Annotated in this window: 25 protein-coding genes; 18 read left to right on the plus strand and 7 right to left on the minus strand. The window is 74.7% G+C overall.

Annotated elements, in window-relative coordinates:
- The first annotated feature begins 48 nt into the window (after positions 1–48).
- From MCM47_RS23530 to MCM47_RS23555, 6 genes are all read left to right on the plus strand, one after another.
- The gene (locus MCM47_RS23530; protein ID WP_238863668.1) at positions 49–915 is read left to right on the plus strand and encodes a glycerophosphodiester phosphodiesterase; all 867 of its coding nucleotides are present in this window, start codon (positions 49–51) and stop codon (positions 913–915) included.
- A gap of 108 nt (positions 916–1,023) precedes the next feature.
- On the plus strand, positions 1,024–1,986 hold the full coding sequence (locus tag MCM47_RS23535; protein ID WP_238863669.1) for a Ppx/GppA phosphatase family protein: 963 nt from the start codon (positions 1,024–1,026) through the stop codon (positions 1,984–1,986).
- Between the two features lie 794 nt (positions 1,987–2,780).
- Positions 2,781–3,584 carry a sugar phosphate isomerase/epimerase family protein gene (locus MCM47_RS23540; protein WP_374209196.1) on the plus strand — a complete coding sequence of 268 codons (804 nt, stop codon included), beginning with the start codon at positions 2,781–2,783 and terminating at the stop codon, positions 3,582–3,584.
- A 28-nt stretch (positions 3,585–3,612) separates the two neighbouring features.
- The gene (locus MCM47_RS23545) at positions 3,613–4,374 is read left to right on the plus strand and encodes a class I SAM-dependent methyltransferase (RefSeq protein WP_238863670.1); all 762 of its coding nucleotides are present in this window, start codon (positions 3,613–3,615) and stop codon (positions 4,372–4,374) included.
- Between the two features lie 158 nt (positions 4,375–4,532).
- The gene (gene ilvD, locus MCM47_RS23550; protein ID WP_238863671.1) at positions 4,533–6,377 is read left to right on the plus strand and encodes a dihydroxy-acid dehydratase; all 1,845 of its coding nucleotides are present in this window, start codon (positions 4,533–4,535) and stop codon (positions 6,375–6,377) included.
- Between the two features lie 170 nt (positions 6,378–6,547).
- Positions 6,548–7,075 carry a hypothetical protein gene (locus MCM47_RS23555; protein WP_238863672.1) on the plus strand — a complete coding sequence of 176 codons (528 nt, stop codon included), beginning with the start codon at positions 6,548–6,550 and terminating at the stop codon, positions 7,073–7,075.
- Position 7,076: 1 nt separating this feature from the next.
- Here the strand turns inward: MCM47_RS23555 and MCM47_RS23560 are convergent, their stop codons facing one another.
- The 3 genes from MCM47_RS23560 to MCM47_RS23570 all read right to left on the minus strand — a co-directional run bounded on the left by MCM47_RS23560 (position 7,077) and on the right by MCM47_RS23570 (position 8,901).
- Positions 7,077–7,862, minus strand: coding sequence for a hypothetical protein (locus MCM47_RS23560; protein WP_238863673.1), 786 nt, complete (start codon positions 7,860–7,862; stop codon positions 7,077–7,079).
- A complete protein-coding gene (locus MCM47_RS23565) occupies positions 7,846–8,343 on the minus strand; it encodes a hypothetical protein (protein WP_238863674.1) in 498 nt (165 codons plus the stop codon). Before MCM47_RS23565 ends, MCM47_RS23560 begins: the two co-directional genes overlap by 17 nt.
- 123 nt (positions 8,344–8,466) lie before the next feature.
- Entirely contained in the window at positions 8,467–8,901 is a 435-nt protein-coding gene (locus tag MCM47_RS23570; protein WP_238863675.1) for a hypothetical protein, read from the minus strand.
- 213 nt (positions 8,902–9,114) lie between these two features.
- On the opposite strand from MCM47_RS23570, the gene proC reads away from it, so the two are divergent.
- The 3 genes from proC (at position 9,115) to MCM47_RS23585 (ending at position 12,004) form a co-directional block, all read left to right on the plus strand.
- Complete coding sequence (gene proC / locus MCM47_RS23575) at positions 9,115–9,942, plus strand: pyrroline-5-carboxylate reductase (RefSeq protein ID WP_238863676.1); 828 nt, start codon at positions 9,115–9,117, stop codon at positions 9,940–9,942.
- Between the two features lie 9 nt (positions 9,943–9,951).
- Complete coding sequence (locus tag MCM47_RS23580; protein WP_238863677.1) at positions 9,952–10,605, plus strand: HAD family phosphatase; 654 nt, start codon at positions 9,952–9,954, stop codon at positions 10,603–10,605.
- 169 nt (positions 10,606–10,774) lie between these two features.
- Entirely contained in the window at positions 10,775–12,004 is a 1,230-nt protein-coding gene (locus MCM47_RS23585) for an MFS transporter (protein WP_238863678.1), read from the plus strand.
- A gap of 81 nt (positions 12,005–12,085) precedes the next feature.
- On the opposite strand, the gene MCM47_RS23590 is transcribed toward MCM47_RS23585, so the two are convergent.
- Positions 12,086–12,565, minus strand: a complete 480-nt coding sequence (locus MCM47_RS23590) for a MarR family winged helix-turn-helix transcriptional regulator (RefSeq protein WP_238863679.1) — start codon at positions 12,563–12,565, stop codon at positions 12,086–12,088.
- Positions 12,566–12,668: 103 nt separating this feature from the next.
- On the opposite strand from MCM47_RS23590, the gene MCM47_RS23595 reads away from it, so the two are divergent.
- From MCM47_RS23595 to MCM47_RS23620, 6 genes are all read left to right on the plus strand, one after another.
- A complete protein-coding gene (locus MCM47_RS23595; protein WP_238863680.1) occupies positions 12,669–13,046 on the plus strand; it encodes an HGxxPAAW family protein in 378 nt (125 codons plus the stop codon).
- An 87-nt stretch (positions 13,047–13,133) separates the two neighbouring features.
- Positions 13,134–14,330 carry an acetoin utilization protein AcuC gene (locus tag MCM47_RS23600; protein WP_238863681.1) on the plus strand — a complete coding sequence of 399 codons (1,197 nt, stop codon included), beginning with the start codon at positions 13,134–13,136 and terminating at the stop codon, positions 14,328–14,330.
- Between the two features lie 248 nt (positions 14,331–14,578).
- A complete protein-coding gene (locus MCM47_RS23605) occupies positions 14,579–14,788 on the plus strand; it encodes a helix-turn-helix domain-containing protein (protein ID WP_148644250.1) in 210 nt (69 codons plus the stop codon).
- A gap of 189 nt (positions 14,789–14,977) precedes the next feature.
- Positions 14,978–15,076 carry a 30S ribosomal protein bS22 gene (locus MCM47_RS23610; RefSeq protein WP_003948845.1) on the plus strand — a complete coding sequence of 33 codons (99 nt, stop codon included), beginning with the start codon at positions 14,978–14,980 and terminating at the stop codon, positions 15,074–15,076.
- Between the two features lie 236 nt (positions 15,077–15,312).
- Positions 15,313–16,428: an NAD-dependent epimerase/dehydratase family protein gene (locus MCM47_RS23615; protein ID WP_238863810.1), complete on the plus strand. Its 1,116-nt coding sequence runs from the start codon at positions 15,313–15,315 to the stop codon at positions 16,426–16,428.
- 7 nt (positions 16,429–16,435) lie between these two features.
- The gene (locus MCM47_RS23620) at positions 16,436–17,446 is read left to right on the plus strand and encodes a lysophospholipid acyltransferase family protein (RefSeq protein ID WP_238863682.1); all 1,011 of its coding nucleotides are present in this window, start codon (positions 16,436–16,438) and stop codon (positions 17,444–17,446) included.
- Positions 17,447–17,574: 128 nt separating this feature from the next.
- Here MCM47_RS23620 and MCM47_RS23625 read toward each other — a convergent pair whose 3' ends face one another.
- The 3 genes from MCM47_RS23625 to MCM47_RS23635 all read right to left on the minus strand — a co-directional run bounded on the left by MCM47_RS23625 (position 17,575) and on the right by MCM47_RS23635 (position 21,640).
- Entirely contained in the window at positions 17,575–18,897 is a 1,323-nt protein-coding gene (locus MCM47_RS23625; RefSeq protein WP_238863683.1) for a DUF5667 domain-containing protein, read from the minus strand.
- Positions 18,898–19,198: 301 nt separating this feature from the next.
- Positions 19,199–19,978, minus strand: coding sequence for an ECF subfamily RNA polymerase sigma factor, BldN family (locus MCM47_RS23630; RefSeq protein ID WP_374209197.1), 780 nt, complete (start codon positions 19,976–19,978; stop codon positions 19,199–19,201).
- A gap of 633 nt (positions 19,979–20,611) precedes the next feature.
- Positions 20,612–21,640, minus strand: a complete 1,029-nt coding sequence (locus MCM47_RS23635; RefSeq protein WP_238863685.1) for an HAD family phosphatase — start codon at positions 21,638–21,640, stop codon at positions 20,612–20,614.
- Between the two features lie 141 nt (positions 21,641–21,781).
- On the opposite strand from MCM47_RS23635, the gene MCM47_RS23640 reads away from it, so the two are divergent.
- The 3 genes from MCM47_RS23640 to MCM47_RS23650 all read left to right on the plus strand — a co-directional run bounded on the left by MCM47_RS23640 (position 21,782) and on the right by MCM47_RS23650 (position 24,186).
- Complete coding sequence (locus MCM47_RS23640; protein ID WP_238863686.1) at positions 21,782–22,066, plus strand: glutaredoxin family protein; 285 nt, start codon at positions 21,782–21,784, stop codon at positions 22,064–22,066.
- A 204-nt stretch (positions 22,067–22,270) separates the two neighbouring features.
- Positions 22,271–23,188 (plus strand): 3'-5' exonuclease, encoded by a 918-nt coding sequence (locus MCM47_RS23645; RefSeq protein WP_238863687.1) that lies wholly within the window; start codon positions 22,271–22,273, stop codon positions 23,186–23,188.
- Positions 23,189–23,289: 101 nt separating this feature from the next.
- Positions 23,290–24,186: a redox-sensing transcriptional repressor Rex gene (locus MCM47_RS23650; protein WP_238863688.1), complete on the plus strand. Its 897-nt coding sequence runs from the start codon at positions 23,290–23,292 to the stop codon at positions 24,184–24,186.
- Positions 24,187–24,207 lie beyond the last annotated feature (21 nt).

Here is a 24,207-nt window from a genome sequence, read left to right on the forward strand (position 1 = left end):
CCGAGCGCCGCACCCGCGGCCGTCCGAACCAGAGCTGGAGCCCGCGCCGTGACCGCCTCGCCCCGCGCCGCCACCCGCACGGCCGCGCTCGCCGCCGCCCTCGTGGTGCTGGCCGCGGGCTGCGCGGCCGCCCCCGGCCTGCACGCCCGCCCGGCCGCCGCCCAGCCGGTCTGCGCCGGACCGGCGGTGATCGGTCACCGCGGCTCGCCGCTCGACGCCCCCGAGAACACCATGGCCTCCTTCGAGACGGCCCTGCGGCAGGGTGCCGACTGGCTGGAGACCGACGTCCAGACCACCAGGGACGGCGTCCCGGTGCTGATGCACGACGCGACCGTGGACCGCACCACCAACGGCAAGGGCGCGGTCGCCGACCTCACCGCCGCCGAGGTGGCCGCCCTGCGGGTGACCGTCGGCCCCGGGCCGGACGAGCCGGTGCCGACCCTGGAGCAGCTGCTCGAGCGGCTCTCCGGCAGCAGCGTGACGCTGCTGATGGAGATCAAGTGGCAGCGGGCCGAGGACGTCACCCGGATCGCCCGGCTCGCCGCCGGCAGCGGTGCCCGCGTCTTCCTCTACTCCTTCTCCTCGGAGCACCTGCGGCAGGCCCACGCGGCCGCCCCCGACCTGCCGGTGGTGCTGATCCAGGGGGCCTCCTTCGCCGAGGACCCGGGCGACCTGCCGCTGCACGGCATCGCCCTGGACGCCACCCTGGCCACCGCCTCCCGGATCGCCGCCGAGCGCCGGGCCGGCCGCGAGGTCTACGTGTGGACGCTGGACGACGAGGACTCCTGGCAGTTGATGACCGAGCGCTCGGCTGACGGCCTGATCACCGACGCCCCCGGCCGGGCCCGCCGCTGGGCCGACGCCGACTGCCGTACCGGGCCCCCGGCGGCTCCGCGCGGCGCCCGCGCGCACTGAGGCCCCTGCGGCAGGCCCCGGCCCGGCGCCGCGGGCCGACCGGCGGACCAGCGCGAATACCCGAGTAGCCGGCTTTCCGCCGGAGTGGATCGCGTAGCGTGGAGGGTTATGCGACTCGGTGTGCTCGACGTAGGTTCCAACACGGTCCACTTCCTGGTGGTGGACGCCCATCCCGGGGCCGCCCCGCTGCCCGCGTACTCCCACAAGGCCGAGCTGCGGCTGGCCGAACTCCTCGACGAGGGGGGCGGCATAAGCGAGCCGGGCGTGGCGAAGCTGATCGACATGGTCGCCTCCTCGTTGCGGGTCGCCGAGGACAAGGGCGTCGTCGACATCCTGCCGTTCGCCACCTCGGCCATCCGCGAGGCCGGCAACGGCGAGGAGGTGCTCGGCCGGGTCGCCGCCGAGACCGGCGTCGAGCTCCAGGTGCTCTCCGGGCAGGACGAGGCCCGGCTCACCTTCCTCGCCGTCCGCCGCTGGTTCGGCTGGTCCTCCGGACGGCTGCTCAACCTCGACATCGGCGGCGGTTCGCTGGAGATCGCCTGCGGGCTGGACGAGCAGCCCGACGCCGCCTGCTCGCTCCCGCTCGGTGCCGGCCGGCTCACCGGCCGCTGGCTGCCCGGCGAGATCGCCGACCCGGAGCGGCTGCGCGAGCTCAGACGCCACATCCGCGCCGAGATGGCCACCGTCGTCGGCGAGGTCTCCCGGCTCGGTCCGCCCGATCACGCCGTCGCCACCTCCAAGACGTTCAAGCAGCTGGCCCGGATGACCGGCGCGGCCCCCGCCGACGCCGGTCCGTACGCCGACCGGCGGCTCACCCGCAGCGGCCTCTCCGCCTGGCTGCCCCGGCTCTCCGGGATGACCGTCGCCGAACGGGCGCAGATCCCGGGCGTCTCCGAGGGCCGGGCCAAGCAGCTGCTGGCCGGTGCCCTGGTCGCCGATGCGGCGATGGACCTCTTCGGCCTGGACGAGCTGGACATCTGCCCCTGGGCGCTGCGCGAGGGCATCATCCTGCGCCGCCTCGACGCCATGGGCAGCTCCGCCGACCGCCGCAGCCAGGCCCTCACCATCTGAGGGCGGGCCCGAGGGCCGCTCCCCGTTCCGGGCGCGGTCCGCTTACGCTGTCTCCCGTGGCGCAACCAGCGGACGAGGACGGGACGCAGGAGGGCCGGGCACCCGGGGACGGGCAGCCGCGGCCGGACGGCCCGCGCCGCGCACGTCGCACCGGCGGCAGGGACCGGCACGGCGGGGCGGCCGGCCGCCCGCGCGCGCTGGGCAAGGCCGTGCAGGCGGTCCAGGGCGTCCGTGCCGCCAGGACCGCGACCGCCGGCGAGGGCGAGCCCGCCCGGGGCGGCGCCGCCGGGCCGGGCCCCGAGGAGGCCGTCACCGGGAAGCCCGCCAAGGCCGCGAAGCCCGCCAAGGCCGCCAAGAGCGCGGCGAAGACTGCGGCGAAGACCGCGGCCAAGGCTGCGGCCCGGGCCGCCACCGCCAAGACCGCCGCCGCGGTGAAGCGCACCGCCCGTCCGGCCCCGGCGCCGGAGACCGAGCCGACGTCCGCCGCGCGGGCCGAGCCGACGGCCGGCCCGGAGGCCGCCCCGAATGCCGCCCCCGGGGCCGAGGCGAAGGCCGCCCCCGGGGCCGAGGCGAAGGCCGCGCGCAAGGCGGCCCGGCAGACCCCGCCCGCCACGTCCGCCGCCGCGCCCACCGCCGCCCGGGCCCCTCGGGAGAAGCGGACCGCCCGTGCGGCCGGCGCCGCGAAGGCCGCCGTCCAGTCCGTGCGGTCCGTCAAGGCCGCCCGCCAGGCCGCCGCCCGGACCGCCCCGCTGCTGCGCACCACCGACCGCCTGGTGCTGCCGTCGCACCCGTCCCTGCACATCCCCGACACCAAGGTCGCCCTCTCCACCGCCTCGGTCTACCCGGCCAACACCGCGGTCGGCTTCGAGCTGGCCGCCAAGCTCGGGTACGACGGCGTCGAGGTGATGGTCTGGAACGACCCGGTCAGCCAGGACATCGAGGCGCTGCGCCGGCTCTCCGACGCCCACGGGATGCCGATCCTGGCCGTGCACGCGCCCTGCCTGCTGATCACCCAGCGGGTCTGGAGCACCGACCCCTGGACCAAACTGGTCCGCGCCCGGGCCGCCGCCGAGAAGCTCGGCGCGAGCGCCGTCGTCGTGCACCCGCCGTTCCGCTGGCAGCGCCAGTACGCCCGCGAGTTCGTCGAGGGCATCGAGCGCATGGCGGGCGAGACCGACGTCCGCTTCGCCGTCGAGAACATGTACCCCTGGCGCTACCGCGACCGCGAGATGCTGGCCTACGCCCCCGGCTGGGACGTCACGGACGAGGAGTACCGGCACTTCACCATCGACCTCTCGCACGCCGCCACCTCCCGGATCGACGCGCTCGCCATGGTCGAGCGGATGGGCGACCGGCTGGCCCACATCCACCTCGCCGACGGCAGCGGCTCCGGCAAGGACGAGCACCTGATCCCCGGCCGCGGCAAGCAGCCCTGCGCCGAGCTGCTGGAACACCTCGCCCGGACCGGTTTCGACGGCCACGTGGTGCTGGAGGTCAACACCCGCCGCTCCGCGTCCCCCGCCGAACGCGAGGCCGACCTGGCCGAGGCGCTCGCCTTCACCCGGCTCCACCTGGCGACCCCGGCGCGCGTACGCTGAGTACGAACTGCCGTACGGAGGGGGAGACATGACGGATTACCGGGAGCTCGCCGGTTCCTTCGGGTCGGTGGCCTCGGAGTACGACCGGGCGCGGCCGACCTACCCCGAGGAGCTGTTCGACGAGCTGGAGCGGCTGGCGGGCCGACCGCTCAAGGGTGCCCGGGTGCTGGACGTCGGCGCCGGGACGGGCATCGCCACCCGTCTGCTGGCCGCCCGAGGTGCGGCCGTGGTCGCGGTGGAGCCCAACGACGGGATGGGCGCGCAGTTCCTGGCGAGCAGCCCCGGCCTGCCGCTGGTCCGGGGCAGCGGTGACGACCTCCCGTTCCACGACGGCTCCGCGGACGTCGTCACCTACGCCCAGGCCTTCCACTGGACCCACCCCGAGCGCTCGATCCCCGAAGCGGTCCGGGTGCTGCGTCCCGGCGGTGCCCTCGCCACCTTCTGGAACGTGAAGGACGGCGCCGTCCCGTGGGTCCGGGCGATGGGTGAGCGGTTGGCGGTCGCGCTGCCGGGGACGTACCACGCCTACGGGGCCGTGAACGAGATCACCGGTCACCTCGCCCCGTTCGGGCTGCGGATCGGCACCGCCGTGCTCCGCTGGGAGCGCCGGGTCACCGTGGACCACGTGATCACCGACCTCACGTCCCGCTCCTACCTCGCCGCCCTCGACCCCGAGCGGCGCGGGGCGCTGCTGGCCGTCGAGCGCGAGGCACTGCTGGCGCAGTTCCCGGACGGCTGGGTGGTCGAGCCGTACGTGCTGGACCTCACCGTGGCGATCACCCCGGGCTGACGCGCCGCGCCCCCAACAGGCCGGCGCCGCGTGCTGACCGCATCGCGGACGCGGCGCTCGCCGCCCGGACGGCGGGCGTAGGCTCGACAGACACAGCGGTTCCGCACCCTCCGTGCCGAGCGGGGCCGCCGGATCAGCCCCCGAAGGAGTGGAGCACAGTGCCCGAGCTGAGGTCCCGTACGGTCACCCACGGTCGCAACATGGCAGGCGCCCGGGCGCTTCTCCGGGCCGCCGGCGTAGCCCGCGAGGACTTCGGCAAGCCGATCATCGCGGTCGCCAACTCCTTCACCGAGTTCGTCCCCGGCCACACCCACCTCCAGCCGGTCGGCCGGATCGTCTCCGAGGCGATCAAGCAGGCGGGCGGCATCCCGCGCGAGTTCAACACCATCGCGGTCGACGACGGCATCGCGATGGGCCACGGCGGCATGCTCTACTCGCTGCCCTCGCGCGACCTGATCGCCGACTCCGTGGAGTACATGGTCAACGCGCACTGCGCCGACGCCCTGATCTGCATCTCCAACTGCGACAAGATCACCCCGGGCATGCTGATGGCCGCGCTGCGGCTCGACATCCCGACCGTCTTCGTCTCCGGCGGCCCGATGGAGGCCGGCAAGGCCACCCTGGTCGACGGCACGGTCCGCAAGCTCGACCTGGTCGACGCGATCTCCCAGGCGGTGAACGAGAACGTCTCCGACGAGGACATCGCGATCATCGAGGAGAACGCCTGTCCGACCTGCGGCTCCTGCTCGGGGATGTTCACCGCCAACTCGATGAACTGCCTGACCGAGGCGATCGGGCTCTCGCTGCCGGGCAACGGCTCGGTGCTCGCCACCCACACCGCCCGCCGGGCGCTGTACGAGCGGGCCGGGCGGACCGTGGTCGAGATCGCCAACCGCCACTACGGCCAGGACGACCACTCCGTCCTGCCGCGCTCGATCGCCACCCGCGCCGCCTTCGAGAACGCCATGGCGCTGGACATCGCGATGGGCGGCTCCACCAACACGATCCTGCACCTGCTCGCCGCCGCCCAGGAGGCCGAGCTGGACTTCGACATGCGGGCCATCGACGCCATCTCCCGGAAGGTGCCCTGCCTCTCCAAGGTCGCGCCGAACGGCTCGTACTACATGGAGGACGTGCACCGGGCCGGCGGCATCCCCGCCATCCTCGGCGAGCTCTACCGCGGGGGGCTGCTCAACGAGGACGTGCACACCGTCCACTCCGACTCGCTCGCCGAGTGGCTCAAGACCTGGGACGTCCGCGGCGGCTCGCCGTCCGCCGAGGCCGTCGAGCTCTGGCACGCGGCCCCCGGCTGCGTCCGCTCCGCGGAGGCCTTCTCGCAGTCCGAGCGCTGGGAGTCCCTGGACACCGACGCCGCCAAGGGCTGCATCCGCAGCGTCGAGCACGCCTACTCGGTCGAGGGCGGCCTGGCCGTGCTCTACGGCAACCTCGCCGAGGACGGCTGCATCGTGAAGACCGCCGGCGTGGACGAGTCGATCTGGACCTTCAGCGGTCCGGCCGTCGTGGTCGAGTCGCAGGAGGACGCCGTCGACGCGATCCTCACCAAGCGGGTCAAGGAGGGCGACGTCGTCGTCATCCGCTACGAGGGCCCCAAGGGCGGCCCGGGCATGCAGGAGATGCTGTACCCGACGTCCTTCCTCAAGGGCCGCGGCCTCGGCAAGGCCTGCGCGCTGGTCACCGACGGCCGCTTCTCCGGCGGCACCTCGGGCCTGTCGATCGGCCACGCCTCGCCGGAGGCGGCCTCCGGGGGCACGATCGCCCTGGTGGAGGACGGCGACATCATCGCCATCGACATCCCCGGCCGGAAGATCTCGCTGGAGGTCCCCTTCGAGGAGCTGCACGAGCGCCGGCTGAAGCTGGAGGCCGAGGGCGGCTACCGGCCGAAGAAGCGCGACCGCCAGGTCAGCCAGGCGCTGCGCGCGTACGCCGCGATGGCCACCTCCGCCGACAAGGGCGCCGTCCGGGACGTCAGCAAGCTCGGCTGACGACCTCGGCACACCGCACACCCGGGCGCCCGGTGCGCCCGGTGGCCGCGGAGGAGCCGTCCCGCCCGCCGGGACGGCTCCTCCGGCGTGCTCCGGCGGTTCCGCCCGCCACCCGCCGGTGGTCGCGGCCGTTCGCCGGTGTCGCGGGGCGCCGGGTGATAATCGGCCGTGTGACCGAGCACCCCGCCCCCGCCCCCACGCCCGCCGGCGCCCCCGAGCCGGAGCCGATCCGCTGGTTCGGCACCAGCTGGGTCGAGCGCGGCACCGACTACCGGCTGCGCCGGATCGCCGTGCCGATCGGCGCCCTGCTGGCCGCCGCGGTCGCCGCGCTCGTGCTGCGCTTCGGCGTCGAGGGCATCCGGCTCTCCGACAACGGCGGCTTCCTCAACGGCCTGCTGGTCGCCGCCATCGCGGTCTGTTCGCTGCTCGCCGCGCTGCGCACCTGGAAGCAGCTCACCGAGGGCAAGGACCGGCTGACCGGCTGGATGGCCGAGGACAGGTCGCTCGGCGCGGTCTGGATCATCGGCGGGGTCGGCGCGCTGCTCGCCTACTTCGTCCGCAGCCTGGTCGAGGCTCCCGGCGAGGCGGTCAGGCGCGCCGACTACGAGCGGGCCACCGCCGCCCACCGGCGCCGGCAGTCCGCCCGCAGCGGCCGGCCCGACGCCAAGGCGCCGGCCCGGACCAAGCGCCGGCGCTGACTCAGGAGCGGCTGATCGTGTTGCAGCCGCCCTTGCCCGGCACTTCCCCGGTGCGCTCGTACGGGTCCCGCGTCGGCCCGGTCGGGTTCGGCCGGGCCGGCGGGAACTGATCGAACTCCGGGTGCAGATAGCCGTCGTGGACGTTGCACGCGCTGTTGCCGAAACTGGGCCTGGTCTCATCGGCGACGATCTTCTTCGGATCGACGGCGTACCTCGCCGGGTCGTAGAAGTGGAAGGTGTCGGCCCGCCGGACGATGGTCCGGGCCGTCCAGGTGTACCCGGGCACATCGGGGTCGGGCGTCGCCCGGACGGCGTCCTGCGGGGTTGCGGGGCCGGTCGCGGGCGTTCCGGGTGAGGCCGCCAACCGGACCGCCTCCGGACCGGGGCGCAACGCGTACACATACGTGACGTCGGTCTTCACCACCACGCCGTTCTCCCCGTCGGCGTCGTAGCTGATCCAGCCCTGCACCCTGATCGCGTCGGACACCGGGATCGCTTCGCGCGGGTCGAAGCGGGTGAACCACGAGCTGGGATCGGTGGTGGGTGAGGGGTGGGCGAGCGCCTGCCGTGCGGTGTCCTTCGTCCCGCGGTCCAGCATGGCCAGCGCGGCGTCCGGGCTTCCGCCCGCGATCAGCTGCGGGTCCAGATTGGCCGCCACCAGGTAGTCCTTCACCAGCTGGAGCTGAGCGGCCACCTCGTCGGTGCCGAACGCGCCGGTGGCCAGGGGAGCCTTCGAGACCTCGATCCCGGCCGGACCGGATGCCCAGTCCTTAGCGGGGGAGCCCACCCACGGGTGGTCGAGGGTCGGCCTGCCGGCCGCGGCGGCGGTCGGCACCGGGCCGCGGGGGGGAGGAGCTCTCGCCGGAGTCGTCCGCGTACCAGCGCCTCACGGCGTCGACGTTCAGCGCCCCGAGCAGCACCGCGACGGTCAGCAGCACGTACAGCGCAGTCCGCCCCTCGAACCGGCGGCGGGGGCGCGGGTTGCCCCGGGCGTCGAGTGGCTGCGTCTTGGGCCTGAACCGGCCGGCCTTCCGCGGGCCGTCGTTCACCGAGCGCCGGCCGCCCGGGTCCACCGGGGCAGTGTGCTTCCACCGGGCGGCGAGCATCCGGGTGCGGCCGGCCTGCTCCTTGACGGTGGCGCCTCTGACGAACTCCTCGTCCAGGACGAGGTCGGCGAACGGGTCCTTCCCGCCCGTACCGGACGGGTCGGCCCCGTCCGGGTCGCGGCCCTCCGTCGGGCGCGGCTCTGGATCTTCGGCTATCGGCATCGCGCCAGTATGCCGACGGGGTGTGACGAAGCGTCGATCGGGGGCGCACCATGTGGTGACCGCGTGTGCGATCTGCGCGAATCACCCCCTGGTGCACCGTCCCTGAGACGCGCTCACCCCCGCTCACCCCTTGCCGCGGGCCTGTTTCACCGATCCGACCACGCCGGCGACCGCCAGCAGCACGCCGGCCGGCAGCAGCGAGAGGAAGAACGCGCCGATCAGGCTCGCGTCGCCGAGGATCGTCTGCGCCAGCGTGTTCAGCACCAGCAGGGCGCCGGCCGCCGGCACCGCGGACTGCCAGGGGTGCTCGGCCGCCCACCTGCGCAGCCGCCGGTCCGCGGTGTCGCGGCGCAACTGACCGCCCACCGTGCCGACCAGGAAGAAGAAGAAAAGCGCCCAGCCGGCCGGGCCGGCCAGCATGCTCAGCGACCAGTCCCCGGTGACCAGATCGATCCCCAGGGCCGTCGCCCCCACCACCGCACCGACACCCGCGGCCGTCTTCCAGGGGCCCACCGTCGCAGCGGCGACGGCGGCCTGCCGGTTCTCACGTCGGGACATCTCTCCGTGTGACATACCTCCACGGTGCGCCCGGGAGCCCCCCGGGACCATAGGGGAGAACCCGGAGTTCGGCCCCTACGGGCCGTCCACGGCAGGCGACGGCCACGACCACGGCCACGGCGCCGTCCGGGGCCCTTCCGCAGGGTGGACGGTCCCGCTGCGCGCGGGCGCGCGGTGCGAGGATGGCGGCAGGTACGGACGCGAGGAGCGGGCATGGGCAGCGCAGCGGCGCACGGGCAGAAGATCGCCTTCCTGGGCACGGGCAAGATCGGGGAGGCGCTGCTCTCCGGTCTGCTCCGGGCCGGCAAGGACCCGGCGGACGTCCTGGTGACCGCCCGCCGGCCCGAGCGGGCCGCCGAACTGGCCGAGAAGTACGGCGTCGGCGTGGTGGGCAACACCGAGGCCGCCAAGCTCGCCGACACCCTGATCCTCGCGGTCAAGCCGCAGGACATGGGTACCCTGCTGGACGAGCTGGCGCCGCACGTCGGCTCCGACCGGCTGGTGATCTCCGCGGCGGCCGGCATCCCCACCGCCTGGTTCGAGGCCCGGCTGGCGGCCGGCACGCCGGTGGTCCGGGTGATGCCCAACACGCCCGTCCTGGTGGACGAGGGGATGAGCGTCATCTCCGGCGGCTCGCACGCCACCGAGGCGCACCTGGAGCGGGCCGAGGAGATCTTCCGCTCGGTCGGCAAGGCGCTGCGGCTGCCCGAGTCCCAGCAGGACGCCGCCACCGCGCTCTCCGGCTCCGGCCCGGCCTACTTCTACTTCCTGGTGGAGGCGATGACCGACGCCGGCATCCTGCTCGGCCTGCCCCGGCACGTGGCGCACGATCTGATCGTGCAGTCGGCGATCGGCGCCTCGGTCATGCTGCGGGACTCCGGCGAGCACCCGGTGAAGCTCCGCGAGGCGGTCACCTCGCCGGCCGGCACCACCATCGCCGCCATCCGCGAGCTGGAGAACCACGGCGTCCGGGCTGCGCTGCTGGGCGCTCTGGAGGCGGCCCGCGACCGCTCCCGGGAGCTGGCCTCCGGCGGCAAGTAGGCTCCTCCGGTGTCCTACGAACTGGTGATCTTCGACAACGACGGCGTCCTGGTGGACAGCGAGCCGCTCTCCAACCGGGTGCTGGCCGAGTACCTGACCGAGCTCGGGTACCCGACGACCGTCGAGGACTCGTACCGGGACTTCATGGGCAGCGCCGCCCACCGGATCCACGACGTGATCGCCGAGCGGTACGACGGAGCGAAGCTGCCGGACGGCTTCGACGAGCTGTTCCACGCCCGGGTGTTCGCGGCCTTCGCCGAGGAGCTCACCGCCGTGCACGGCGCGGAGACGCTGCTGAAGGAGCTCCGGCAGCGCTCCGTGCCGTACTGCCTGGCCTCCTCGGCCCACCACACGTGGATCCGCACCGCGCTCGACCTCACCGGCCTGCGCGGGCACCTCGCCGAAAAGCGGATCTTCAGCGCCCAGGACGTCGGCATCGGCAAGCCCGCGCCCGACCTCTTCCTGTACGCCGCCCGCACGCTGGGCGCCGACCCGGCCCGCTGCCTGGTGCTGGAGGACAGCGTCAACGGCGTGCTGGCCGCCCGGGCCGCCGGGATGGACGTGTACGGCTACACCGCGCTCACCGATCCGGCGAAGCTGCTGGCGGCCGGTGCCACCGGGCTGATCGCCGACCTCGCCGAGGTGCCGGCGCTGCTCGGCTGACCGGTCGCGGGGCCCCGCCGCCGCGACCGCTCCCCGGACCCCCGCCCCGGACCCCCGCCCCGGACCCCCGTCCCGCGCGCGAGCGCAGCTTGCGCGACCCCTCCCCAAAAGCGGCGGCACCGCCTACGCTCTCGCCAACATCGTCGTACCGGCCGGTAGCGAGGTCCGCATGACTGCCGCGAGTCCCGTGATCACGCCCCGCCTGCGCCAGGGCCGGGCGGCGCTCGCCGCGGGCTTCCTGCTCCAGGGCACCACCTTCGCGCTGCTGGTCACCTGCATCCCCGAACTGCAGGACCGGTACGGGTTGAGCGACGCGCTGCTGCCGGTCTTCCTGGCCGCCGTGCCGATCCTGGCCGGGGTCGGGTCGATCGCCTCCGAGCAGTTGGTGCGGCGGACCGGCGCCCGGGCGGTGCTGCGGGTCGTCCAGCCCGTCGTCTGCCTCACCCTGGCCGGCGTCGGCCTCGGCGACGAGCTCTGGCAACTCGCGCTCGCCCTCGGCGCGTTCGGCCTGCTGGTCGGCGCGCTGGACGCCAGTATGAACATGCTGGGGGTGGGTCTGCAGCACCGTTACGGCCGCTCGATCATGATCGGCTTCCATGCCGCGTTCAGCCTCGGCGGCATCCTCGGTGCGGCGCTGGCCGGCCTCGGCGCGCACTACGACGCCGGCCTGCCGGTGCTGTTCGGCGCCGCGGCCGCGGTGATCGCCCCGCTCGCCGTGCTGGCCGGCGCCGTCCCCCGCCCTGCGGCCGGGGGGACCCCCACCGCGGGGCCGGCCGAACTCGGCGACGCCGCCCAGGAGGCCGCCGAGGCGTCCGCCCGGTCGATCCCCTGGCGCCCGCTGCTGCCGCTCTGCCTGGCGATGGCCTTCGCGTACATCGCGGACGCCTCCGTCTCCAACTACAGCGTCAAGTACGTCACCGACGGCCTGCACAGTCCCGAGGACGTCGCCAAGCTCTCCTACCTCGGCTACATGGTGGCGATGCTGCTCGGCCGGGCGGTGGGGGACCGCGCGGTGCACCACTGGGGCGCCGTCCCGGTGGTGCGGGTCGGGGCCGCGCTGGCCGCGCTGGGCTTCGCCGTGGCCGCCGCCGCGCCCGGCGCCTGGACCGGGATCGCCGGGTTCACCGTCCTCGGCCTCGGCATCTGCGCGATCATCCCTCAGGTGTTCGCGGCCGGTGGGCGGCTCTTCCCAGCCGACTCGGACGCCGCCGTGGCCCGGCTCAATCTGTTCAACTACGCGGGGTTCCTCGTCGGTTCACCGCTGGTCGGGGCGATCGCGGACGCGAGCTCGTACCGCTGGGCGCTGCTCGCGCCGATGCTGCTGGTCCTGGTGGTGCTGCCGCTGGCCGGCCGGTTCGCCCCGGCCCCCGCGCCCGTCCCGGCGCCGGCGGTGGCCTGACGCCCGGTCGGTCCGGCGCGGGCGGTGGCCTGACGCCCGGTCGGTCCGGCGCCGGCGGGCCGCAGCGGGCCGGGGAGCGGCTCAGCGCTCCCGGATCTCCTCCAGTGACACCTGCATCAGCGCCCTGGCCCGGGTGAACCAGTCCGCCAGGACGGCGATCTCGTCCGGGGTGTAGTCGGCGAACAGCCCCGCGAGGCGGGCGTAGAACGGGCCGTAGACCGCCAGGACGCGCTCCTGGGCCGAATCCGCCATCACCACCCGCACCCGTCGCCGGTCCGCCGGGTCCGCCTCCCGGTGGGCGAAGCCGGCCTTCTCCAGGCGGTTGAGGACACCGGTCACCGCGCCGGTGGTCAGCTGCGCCCGCTCCGCGAGGTCGCCGGCGGCCAGCGGGGTGCCGGCGAGCGCCGCCTCGATGACGAAGCCGAGACAGGTCAGGTCGGTGACGTTGAGCCCGAGCCGAGCGGCGATGTCCTGCTGTCCGAACTGCGCGAGCGCGATCATCCGGTCCATCGCGAACTGCGCCTGCTCGGGCGTCGCCTCCGGGCGCGGCTTGCCCTCCACGGAATATCTCCTTAGCATCTAAGTTACTTAGCTCGTGAGATAAGACATCTCCAGCGCCGCCCTGGCGGGGCGGTCGCGGCTCCATCACACCAAACGAGGGGACATGGGCGCACACGACGAGCACGACATGGGGCACACCGTCGCCGGTTGGACCGGTACGGCCGTGGCGGTCGCCGGTACGGCCGTCGCGGGCGTGGCCCTGACGGCCGGCTCGGCGGCCGGCCTCTGGCTGGGCGGGGCCGTCACCGCCCTGGCGGCTATCGCCAGCTGGGTGCTGCACCTCGCGGGCTGGGGCAAGGCCACCGGACCGCGGCCGGCCGACCGCCGGCACTGGCGCACCCGGGACACCGCGGCCCGGCACGGCCACCCCGACTGCCTCGGCTGTCGCCTGGCGGGCCGGCCGGCCCGGGCCACCGCCCCCGCACCGGCGGCCGCCGCGGCTCCCGCACCGGTAGCCGCCCGCGCCGGCGCCCGCGACTGACGGGCCGTCCGCAACGGCGGCGGGGCGCGCGGTCGGCGGTGCGCCCCTGGCGGCCTTCCCGCGGCCGCGACGCACTACGGTGGGGCCATGCCCGAAGCCGAGCGTGACACCCCCTGCGGCCTGCACCTCTTCTGGGACGAGGCGGTCACCGCCTACGACTTCGGTCCCGGCCACCCGATGGACCCGACCCGCCTGGCGCTCACCATGCGCCTGGTGGAGGCACTCGGACTGGACGCCGGCCCGGGCGTGACCGTCCGGGCCGCACCGCCGGCCGGCGAGTCCACTCTCCACCTGGTGCACACCCGCGCCTACGTCGAGGCGGTCAAGTACGCCGCCGACCACCCCGACCAGCCGGACCGGCGGCACGGTCTCGGCACCGACGACAACTGGGGCTTCCCGGCCGTCCACTCCGCCTCGGCGCTGATCGCCGGCCAGTCGGTGGCCGCCGCCGAGGCCGTCTGGCGCGGCGAGACCCCGCACGCCGTCAACTTCGCGGGCGGCCTGCACCACGCCATGCCCGGCCGGGCCTCCGGCTTCTGCATCTACAACGACCCCGCGCTCGCCATCGCCCGGCTGCTCGAACTCGGCGCCGAGCGGGTCGCCTACGTCGACGTCGACGTCCACCACGGCGACGGCGTGCAGGAGGCGTTCTGGGACGACCCCCGGGTGCTCACCGTCTCGCTGCACGAGCACCCCGCCACGCTCTTCCCGCAGACCGGCTGGGCCACCGAGACCGGTGGGCCGAACGCCCCCGGCTCGGCGGCCAACCTGCCGCTGCCGGCCGGCACCGGCGACGCCGGCTGGCTGCGCGCCTTCCACGCCCTCGTCCCCGAGCTGCTGGCGGCCTTCCGCCCGCAGGTCCTGATCACCCAGCACGGCGCGGACACCCATCTGGAGGACCCCCTCGCCCACCTCGCCGTCACCGTGGACGCGCAGCGGCTGATCGCCGAGGAACTGCACGGCCTCGCCCACCGGCACGCCGGCGGCCGCTGGATCGCCCTCGGCGGGGGCGGCTACGAGGTGGTCGACGTCGTTCCGCGGAGCTGGACCCACCTGGTCGCCACCGCCGCCGGCAGACCCGTCGACCCGGCGGCCGAGACCCCGGAGTCCTGGCGCGCGGAGGTCCTGCGGCGCACCGGCCGCCCGGCCCCGCCGCGGATGACCGACGGGGCGCGGCCGTCCTATCGGGACTTCGACGCGGGTTACGATCCGGCCGACCGCCTCGACCAGGCGATCCTGGCCGCCCGCCGCGCCGTACTGCCGCACCACGGACTGCTGCCCTGACCCGAGCCGGGCGGGCGGGCCGAACGCCGGGCCCCGGTTGTGAAGATGCCGGTGGGTGCGCACGCCCGCTAGTGCAGACCGCCTAGCGACTACGTACTGCAACAGTCCTATCTCTCACCGTACGAGGACTGCGCTTCCCCCTCTTCCCACTGGTACCACCCATAACTACTCTGGGGATACACGTGTGCCGGTGGAGTCACCGGAGGGGAAGCCGGTGCCTTGCACACGGGTAAGGGTCGGTGATGGTCATGAGTTCCGGCGAACGCCCCCTGCAGGAAGTCGTCTTCCTGACCGTGGCCGAGGTGGCCGCGGTCATGCGGGTGTCCAAGATGACGGTGTACCGGTTGGTGCACAGCGGAGAGCTGCCGGCCATCCGGGTCGGGCGGTCCTTCCGGGTGCCCCAGCAGGCGGTGCACGAGTACCTGAAGGAGTCCTACGTGCGGCTTGAGAGCGCGTAGGGCCGGTCGACGGGGCGGGGACCACAGCCGGTGGCCCCCGCGCCCGTTCGCCCCGGATTTCCCCCGAGTTCGCCGTTCCGGGGGAGCACGATTACGGCCCTGGCCGGACGGACGGTAGGCTAGGCCCTCCGTCAGTCGTATGGACTCCGTCTCTCACGGGCGCGAGTCTTAGTGAGCGAGGGTTGTTCCGTGGGCTCTGTCATCAAGAAGCGTCGCAAGCGTATGGCCAAGAAGAAGCACCGCAAGCTTCTGAAGAGGACCCGCGTTCAGCGTCGCAACAAGAAGTAAGCGCCCCCGGCCGCGCCCCTCGCGCGCCCGGCGCTTCCACCGCCCGTCCAGGCCAGCCGGCCTGGGCGGGCGGTGTCGTTCCCGGGCGGTGTCGTTCCCGGGCGGGGTGACTTCCCGGCAGCTCCGGCGGTGGCACTTCCTGGCGGCGTCCGGGTGGTGTCACTTCCCGGCCCGGCCGGGTGGCGCGGTACGGTGCACGCAGGGCCGAGGAGGGCCGAGGAATGGGGTGCAGCACCGTGGGGATGGTCGTGCTCGTCACCGGCGTGTCCCGCCGGCTCGGCGCCCGGTTCGTCGCCGAGCTCCGGCGCCGGCCCGGCGTCGACCTGGTGGTCGGCGTGGACGTGCAGCCGCCCCGGTCGCCGGTCGAGGAGCCGGCGGAACCCGCCGCCCCGTACCGGTTCCAGCAGCTCGATCTGCGCCGGCCCGCGGTGGCCCGGGTGATCGCCGAGCACCGGGTCGACACCGTCGTCCACCTTGCGGTGAGCGCCACCGGCCTGGGCTCCACCAACCGCGCCGCGGTCAAGGAGTCCAACGTCATCGGCACCATGCAGCTGCTCGGTGCCTGCCAGAAGGCCCCGGGGGTGCGCCGGCTGGTGGTGAAGTCGACGACCGGCGTGTACGGCTCGGCGCCGCGCGACCCCGCGGTGTTCACCGAGCGGACCCAGCCCAAGAACCTCCCGGGCGGCGGCTTCGCCAAGGACGCGGTCGAGGTCGAGGGCTACGTCCGCGGCTTCGCCCGGCGTCGCCCGGACGTCGCGGTCACCGTGCTGCGGTTCGCCAACATCGTCGGCCCCGGCGCGGACACCCCGCTCAGCGAGTACTTCGCCATGCCGGTGCTGCCCACCGTCCTCGGCTACGACCCGCGGCTGCAGTTCGTCCACGAGGACGACGCGCTCGCGGTCCTCGTCCGGGCGGCGGAGGAGCCGGAGCCCGGCACCGTCAACACCGGCACCTTCAACGTGGCGGGGGAGGGCGTCCTGCTGCTCTCCCAGTGCGCCCGCCGGCTCGGCCGGCCCACCCTGCCGCTGCTGCTGCCCGCGATCAGCTGGATGGCCGGGCTGGCCCGGCGGACGCGGATGGTCGACTTCTCCCCCGAGCAGCTGCGGCTGCTCACCCACGGCCGGGTGGTGGACACCACCGCGCTGCGCGACACCTTCGGCTACCGGCCGCGCTTCACCACCCCGGAGGCGTTCGCCGACTTCGCCGCCGCGCAGAGCACCGGGCTGCTGCCGCCGGAGCGGCTGACCGCCGTCACCGACCGGCTGGGCGCGCTGCTGGGGCCGGAGCACGCCCCGGGCGCCCACCCGGCGCACCCGGGCCCCCCGAACCGTCCCCGTCGACCCAGGAGCTGAACCCGCGATGAGTGCCGCAGCCGAGAACGCGCCGGGCGAGGCCAAGGTCATCCCGATCGAGTCCGCGCCGAGCTGGAGCGAGCCCGAACGGCCCGTCGGTCTGGCCGACCGCCTGGCCGGAGCCGTCGGCGGGGCGCTGGCCGGGCCGCTCGGCCCGACCGCCACCCGGCTGTTCGGCAAGGGCTGGGAGGGCCGGGCCGCCGACGGCCTCTCCTTCCTGCGTCGCCGGATCACCGGCGACTACGAGGTGGACGAGTTCGGCTTCGACCGGGAGCTCACCGAGGAGGTGCTGCTCGGGATGCTGCGGCCGCTCGCCGAGAAGTACTTCCGGGTCGAGGTGCGGGGGATCGAGAACATCCCGGCCGAGGGCGGCGCACTGCTGGTGGCCAACCACTCGGGGACGATCCCGCTGGACGCGCTGATGACGCAGGTCGTGATCCACGACCACCACCCCGCGCGGCGGTACCTGCGGATGCTCGCCGCCGACCTGGTGTTCGTGCTGCCCGGCGTCAACGAGCTGGCCCGCAAGGCCGGCCACACGCTCGCCTGCAACGAGGACGCCCAGGCGCTGCTGGAGCGCGGCGAGCTGGTCGGGGTCTGGCCGGAGGGCTTCAAGGGCATCGGCAAACCGTTCTCCGAGCGGTACAAGCTGCAGCGGTTCGGGCGCGGGGGCTTCGTCTCCTCGGCGCTGCGGGCCCGGGTGCCGATCGTTCCCTGCTCGATCGTCGGGGCGGAGGAGACCTATCCGATGATCGGCAACTTCAAGACGCTGGCCCGGCTGCTCGGCCTGCCGTACGTGCCGATCACGCCGACCTTCCCGTGGCTCGGGCCGCTCGGTGCGGTGCCGCTGCCGACCAAGTGGATCATCCAGTTCGGCGAGCCGATCGCCACCGACCGCCACCCGGCGGAGGCGGCGGACGACCCGATGCTGGTCTTCGACCTGGCCGACGAGGTGCGGGAGACCATCCAGCACACGCTCTACACGCTGCTGGTGCAGCGGCGGTCGGTCTTCTTCTGACGGACGGCCCGGCCCGGCCCGCGCCGCCCGCCCGAGCGGCCCGGCCCGGCCCGCGCCGCCCGGGCGCTGACGGCGGAGGGGCCCGGGCGGCGCGGGCCGGGCCGGGCCCCTCCGCCTCTGCGGGCCCGTCAGCCGCCGAGGATCCGCAGGCCGGGCAACAGGCCGGGGACCAGCGGGGGCACGTCGACACCCTGCTGCGTGCCGCTGCCGCCGCCGGTGGCCGCACTGGGCGTGCCGGACGGCTGCGGGGCCTGCGCGGGCGCCGGGTCGGCGCTCGGCGAGGGCTTGGTGCCGGGCAGGCCGCTGGTGAGGTTGTCCACCAGCCCGCCGACCGCGTCCGAGGCGCTGCTGGGCAGGCTGTTCGGCGCGGCTCCGCCGCCGGCCGCCGCGCCGGCGCCGGGGGTGCTGGCACCGGCGGACGGTGCCTGCTCCGTGCTGCCGGCCTTGCCGCTGCCGCCCGTGCCTCCGGATCCGCCGTTGCGGGCCGGTCCGGCCCCCGCGGCCGGGGCGCCGCCCGCGGCCGGGGCCTCGGCCGTGGCGCCGCCGCCCGCCGGGCTGCCCGTGGCGCCGACCGCCCCGGAGCCGGCCGGGCTGCCGCTCTTGGCGGGCGGCTGGGCCAGGCGCAGGGGCGCGACGTCCTCGCTTATGTCGTCGAAGAGCTGGTCGACGAGGTGGGCCTGCGAGATCAGCTGGACCGGGAGCTTGCTCTGCAGCTCGGCCCAGTGGCCGTCCTCGTCCTGGGCGAAGCCGGCGAGCGTGCGCATCGGGTCGAGCGAGCCGTTGCTCCGGTAGACCGAGCGCAGCAGGTCGCGGCCCTTGAGGGCGTCGGCGTGCATGTCGTCCAGCGCCTTGCGGACCCGCTCGACGGTGCCCGGACTGAGTTCGGTCGCGTCCGCCCGGCCGACCAGGCTCTTGGCCTCGCCGAGTCGGGTGGCCGCGTTGTCGAGCAGCAGCTCGCCGCGCTCGGTGTCCGAGTCGGCGAGGTCGAGCCGGAGCCCTTCCAGGCCGCGCTTCATGCCGTATAGCGTGTCCCCGGGAAGGGCGTTGGAGCTCGCGGCCGCCGCGCCGGCGAAGCTGCCCACGGCGAGGCCGGCGACCAGGCCGCCGATCGCGAACCGGCGGCTCCAACGGCCGCGCGGTGCGCCGCGGAGCGCCCGGTGCCTGCGCTGCCGGGGCACCACGGCACCCGTCCCGCCGGCGAAGACCTGCTCGAACGCGGCCATCAGCTGCGCGCGTTGGACGGTCCGGACCTCCGCGTCCAGCTCCGGTCCCGGCAGTGCCCCTAGTGCGCCGGCCAGGCCGACCAGTTCGGCCGTCGCGGTCGAACCGGCGCCGGTGGCGGCGGCGTTGGCCGATCCGGCCGCGGTGGCGCCGCGTTGCTCTGCCTGGTGGGCCTCCAGCGCCTCGGCGAAGGCCTTCGCCCGCCGGTGCTCCAGCACGTTTGCCGTCACGGGCCACACCTCCCTTCGTCGTTGTCGACACCCCGGCCTGCCGGACGGTTGCCTCGGCGGGCCAAAGCCACTCCATCGGGTGAGAGGTCGCAATTCGACTTGACCGTACGCCTGGTGGGGGCTTGCACGCTGGCCAACGAGCGGTGCGGGCGGTCGGTTACGCACGGCTGATCATCGGACCGACCGTTCACCCGGACGTGTCGGACCGGCACCGACGGTGACGGCCCTCCGGTTGTTCCGGCTATTCCACAGGGGGCGCCACCGGCGCTGCCGCCGGCACCGTCCCCGGTCCTGGTACCGCTCACCGCGCATCGGGCGGCAGGAGGCGGGCCAACGTCCGCACCGCGCGGTACTGGAGGGTCTTGATGGCGCCCTCGTTCTTGCCCATGATCCGGGCGGTCTCGGCGACCGAAAGGCCCTGCAGGAAGCGGAGGGTGACGCACTCCTGCTGCTGCGGGTTGAGCCGCCGGACGGCCTCCAGCAGGGCGGCGTTGGAGAGCGACTCCAGCACCGACTCCTCGGGGCTGCGCTCGCACTCGTTGGAGTCGAGCATCTCGCCGGTGGTGACCTCCAGCCGGAACCGGCTGGACTTGAAGTGGTCGGCCACCAGGTTGCGGGCGATGGTCACCAGCCAGGCGCCGAAGTCCCGGCCCTGCCAGGTGAAGGTGCCGATCCGGCGCAGTGCGCGCAGGAAGGTCTCGCTGGTGAGGTCCTCGGCGGTGGCCCGGCTGCCGACCCGGTAGTAGATGTAGCGGTAGACGGTGTCCGCGTAGTGGTCGTACAGGCGGCCGAAGGCCTCGCTCTCCCCGGCCTGGGCCTGCTCGACCAGCTCCATGATCGGGTTGTGCTCGGTCTCGAAGCCGGGGCGCGGGGCGATCCGGGTGCGGCTGCGGCCGCCCGTGCCGGTTCCGGTCCGGCCGCGCGCGCCGGCGCCGGTGGAGCCGGCCGCGGTGGTGCGCAGCGCCAGGCCGGGGGGGTGGGGCGGCCCGAAGCCGGACGGGACGCCGGCGGGGACCAGCTGGGGGGTCGCGGCGAGCTGGCTGCGGAGCAGGGTGCGCAGCAGCTCCAGGCCGGTGGAGATCTGCCGCGCGGACGCCGGCCGGCCGCGGAGGCTGGTGCGGGAGCGCAGGGGCGCGGGCGACGGGCGGGAGGGTGCAGGCGCGTCGTTCCGGACGGGTGGGTACACGGGACTCCCAGAGGCAGAACTGTGGACGGATCACCTCCGCCTGCGCGGAGAGCACGCCGGCGCCGCCCGGTCGCGAGGGGCGGGTGGGTGACGTGCATCCAGGAGAGAATAACGCTTTGTGCAATGACAGCTACACCGTGTGGTCGAAGTGGCCGTTTGGGATCCGCATCGCATGCATATTCGGCCGACACTGACCGAAGATGTCATCGTTCATCCGGCTCAACGTGATCGAACGGGTGCGCTGGGTGACCAATTCGGTGGCCCGGCGGGCGGTTTCCCCGCTGTTGGCCTCGGTAACCCCCGACTTCCCCGGTCTGGCGAACGATCAGAACCGGTCGTCGGCTTACAGGTTCGGTCAGAGCGGTCGGGCGGGTCCGCGGAATGCCCGGGTTCGCCCGTACGAGCGGGCTGGTACGCGTGCGGATTGACGCGTAGTCACCCGAGCAGGGGACGCCGACCGCCGCGGCCGGACGGTGGCCCGCAGCGGTGCGGGAGCGGCCCGCGGCAGCCGGGCGACGGCCCGCGGCGTCAGGCGCGGTGCCGGCGGTGCAGCGCGACCCCGGCCGCCGCCGCGCCCGCGGCCACGCCGAGCGCGGCCGCCGCCGGCAGGCCCACCCGGGCCGCCTTGCGCCCGGTCCGGAAGTCGCGCACCCGCCAGCCCTGCGCCCGGGCGTGCCGGCGCAGTGCGCCGTCCGGGTTGACCACGTACGGGTGGCCGACCAGCGAGAGCATCGGGATGTCGTTGGCCGAGTCGCTGTAGGCGGCGCAGCGGTCCAGGTCGAGCCGCTCGCGGCGGGCCAGCGACCGGACGGCGGCCGCCTTGGCCGGCCCGTGCAGCAGGTCGCCGACCAGCCGGCCGGTGTAGGCGCCGTCACGGGCCTCGGCGACGGTGCCGAGCGCGCCGGTCATGCCGAGCCGCCGGGCGATGATCCGGGCCACCTCCAGCGGAGCGGCCGTCACCAGCCAGACCCGCTGGCCGGCGTCCAGGTGCATCTGGACCAGGGCGCGGGTGCCGGGCCAGATCTTGTCCGCGACGACCTGCTCGAAGACCTCCTCGCAGAGCGCTTCGAGGTCGGCGGTGCGCTTGCCGGCGACCAGGCCGAGCGCGGTGTGCTGGGCGTCGGCCATGTGGTCCGGGTCCTCGGTGCCGTGCAGCCGGAACCACGCCTGCTGCCAGGCGAACCGGGCGATGTCGCGGCGGGTGAGGAGGCCGTGGCGGTAGAGGCCGACGCCGAGGTAGAAGATCGCCGCGCCGCGCAGGATGGTGTTGTCGCAGTCGAAGAAGGCGGCGGCGCGCGGGTCGTCCGGCTCGGGGGTGTGGTTCCCGGCGGGCGCCTTGGGGGCCTTGCCGGCCCGCTCGGGCGTGCCGGCCCGTCCGGCGGCGGCGTCCTGGGGCGGGGTGCCCTGCTCGGCGGGTGCGGTCCGCCGGCCGACGGGCGGGGCGCCGGGGTCGGCCTTCAGCGCGGCCTCCGCGGCCTCGGCCGCAGCCTCGCCCGCCAGGGCGGTCTGCGCGCTGGTGGGGCGCCTTGCCTGGGTGAGCCTTCGGAGCACGGCCATGGCACCGAGCATAGCCAGCCGGGCACGGAGGGGCCGTGACGGCGGCGTGCCCGGGGAGTGAACAGCGCACTGCCCGTCCGTGGCCGCCGGGAGCTCCCCGGGCGGCGCCGGCGCGGGTGTAAACAGGCGCACAATGGCCGGGTGAGTCCTCTGCTGCGACGTGACAAGAACCCGAGCCCGAAGCCGTCCGACCGGACCGTGACCCTGGTCGGCAAGCCGGGCTGCCACCTGTGCGACGACGCCCGGGAGGTGATCGTCCGGGTGACCGGGGAACTGGGCGCGGCCTTCGAGGAGAAGGACATCACGCAGGACGAGGAGCTGTACCGCAAGTACTGGGAGCAGATCCCGGTGACCCTGGTCGACGGCCGCCAGCACGACTTCTGGCGGGTCGACGAGCGCCGGCTGCGGTCCGCCCTCGGCGCCTAGGGTTCCGTCCGGCACGCCTGGGGCCCGCCTCGGCCCCGGCCCGGCGAGCCGGCGCGCGGCACCGCCGACCCCGCCGACCGGCGGGGGCGGTTCGCCGAATCGTTGTGAAGAATCGCGTGCACGGTCTGGGGCGCCCGGTGTTCGTCGGCTTACGATCGAACGCGTTTGCGCCCGTGGGGGGCTGAGCACGCGAGGAGTGCCGCCATGCTTCCCGGCCCGACACCAGGGACGCCCCTCGCCCCGACCGGGGCCGGGGGCTTCGCGGTGGTGGACGTGGAGGCGACCGGCCGCAGTCCGTGGCGGCACCGGGTGGTCGAGGTGGCCGTCGTGCTGCTGGACGAGCGGCTTCGTCCGGAGGCCGAGTTCTGCACCCTGCTGGATCCGCTGGGCCCCGTCGGCCCGACCCATGTGCACCGGATAGCCCAGGCCGACGTCGAGGGCGCCCCCCGGTTCCGCGAGATAGCCCCGCGGCTGCTGGAGCTGCTGGCCGGGCGGGTGCTGGTGGGGCACCACGTCACCTGTGACCACGCCTTCCTCGACCGCGAATTCGCGCGGATCGGTGTTGCGCTGCCGCCGGTCCCGCTGCTCTGCACCATGCGGCTGGCCCGTGACCACCTGCCGCAGGCCCGCGGCTTCGGGCTGGCGGCCTGCGTCGAGGCGGCCGGGCTCGGCCGGTTCCCGGCGCACACCGCGCTCGGTGACGCCCGGGCCACCGCCGACCTGCTCCGGCACTGCGCGGGGGCGGCGTCCTGCCCGCCGGACGACTGGGCGGTGCCGCTGCGCGAGGCGGCGCGGGTGCCGTGGCCGCAGCTGGGCCGGGCGCGCTCGCACCCGTCCGACGAGCCGGTGCTGCTGGTGCGGCGCGACCCGCTGCCCGGCCTGCACCCCTGGCCGGACTCCGAGACCGGTGCGACGGCCGAGCCGGTCGGCGCACCGGACGGCGGCCCGCTGTCCGGCTTCCCGGTGCAGGCGTCCGGCCCCGCTTCCGGCGAGCCCGTCGAGCAGCCGCGCCAGGCGCCGGAGGGGTCCCCGTGCAGCCCTGCGTACGGCCTTCGGCCGCCCCGGTCGCGGCCCCCGGCGGAGGTCCGGAAGGAGACCGGTGCTATGGGGTCGTCGGCGTGATGCGCATCACTGTGCGGGGACAAATCGGACACCATCTTTGTGCACACGTTCACAAACGCATAGCCTGGCTGCCAAAGCCCAGCTTCACCCACAGGAGCACCGTGGCAATCGGCCGATCACCACAGAGCAGTTCGCAGACGCCCGACCAGGGCGCCGCGCGCCGACCCTCGCGTGCCCGGGGCATCCCGGAGGCGACCGTCGCCCGCCTGCCCCTCTACCTGCGGGCTCTCACCGCGCTCTCCGAGCGCTCGGTGCCGACCGTCTCCTCGGAGGAGCTGGCGGCCGCCGCGGGCGTGAACTCCGCGAAGCTCCGCAAGGACTTCTCCTACCTCGGCTCCTACGGCACCCGCGGTGTCGGCTACGACGTCGAGTACCTCGTCTACCAGATCTCCCGCGAACTGGGCCTCACCCAGGACTGGCCGGTCGTCATCGTCGGCATCGGGAACCTCGGCCACGCGCTCGCCAACTACGGCGGGTTCGCCTCCCGCGGGTTCCGGGTAGCCGCCCTGCTGGACGCCGACCCGGCCGTGGTCGGCACCAGCGCAGCGGGCCTCCCGGTGCGCCACATGGACGAACTGGAGTCCATCGTGGAGAGCCAGCACGTCTCGATCGGCGTGATCACCACCCCGCCGGGCGCCGCCCAGCAGGTCTGCGACCGGCTGGTCGAGGCCGGTGTCACCAGCATCCTCAACTTCGCCCCGACCGTGCTGACCGTCCCCGACGGCGTGGACGTGCGCAAGGTGGACCTCTCCATCGAGCTGCAGATCCTGGCCTTCCACGAGCAGCGCAAGGCCGGCGACGAGCCGGACCGCACCGAGTCCGTGCTCGACCGCGCCCCCGGCCCGGTCCGGGCGGCCGCGGCCAAGCTGCGCCGGGCGGCCGGCGGCGGCAACGGCAAGGCCCGCGCGGTCGAGCCCGCGCCCAAGGACGCCGACCCGGGGACGACCAAGCCCGGCAAGGGCGGCGAGGGCGAGCTCTCCGCGGTGATGCCGGCATGAGCACCGAGATCCGTGGCACCT

Source organism: Kitasatospora sp. A2-31, assembly GCF_022288725.1.
In the GTDB taxonomy this organism is placed as follows: Bacteria; Actinomycetota; Actinomycetes; order Streptomycetales; family Streptomycetaceae; genus Kitasatospora.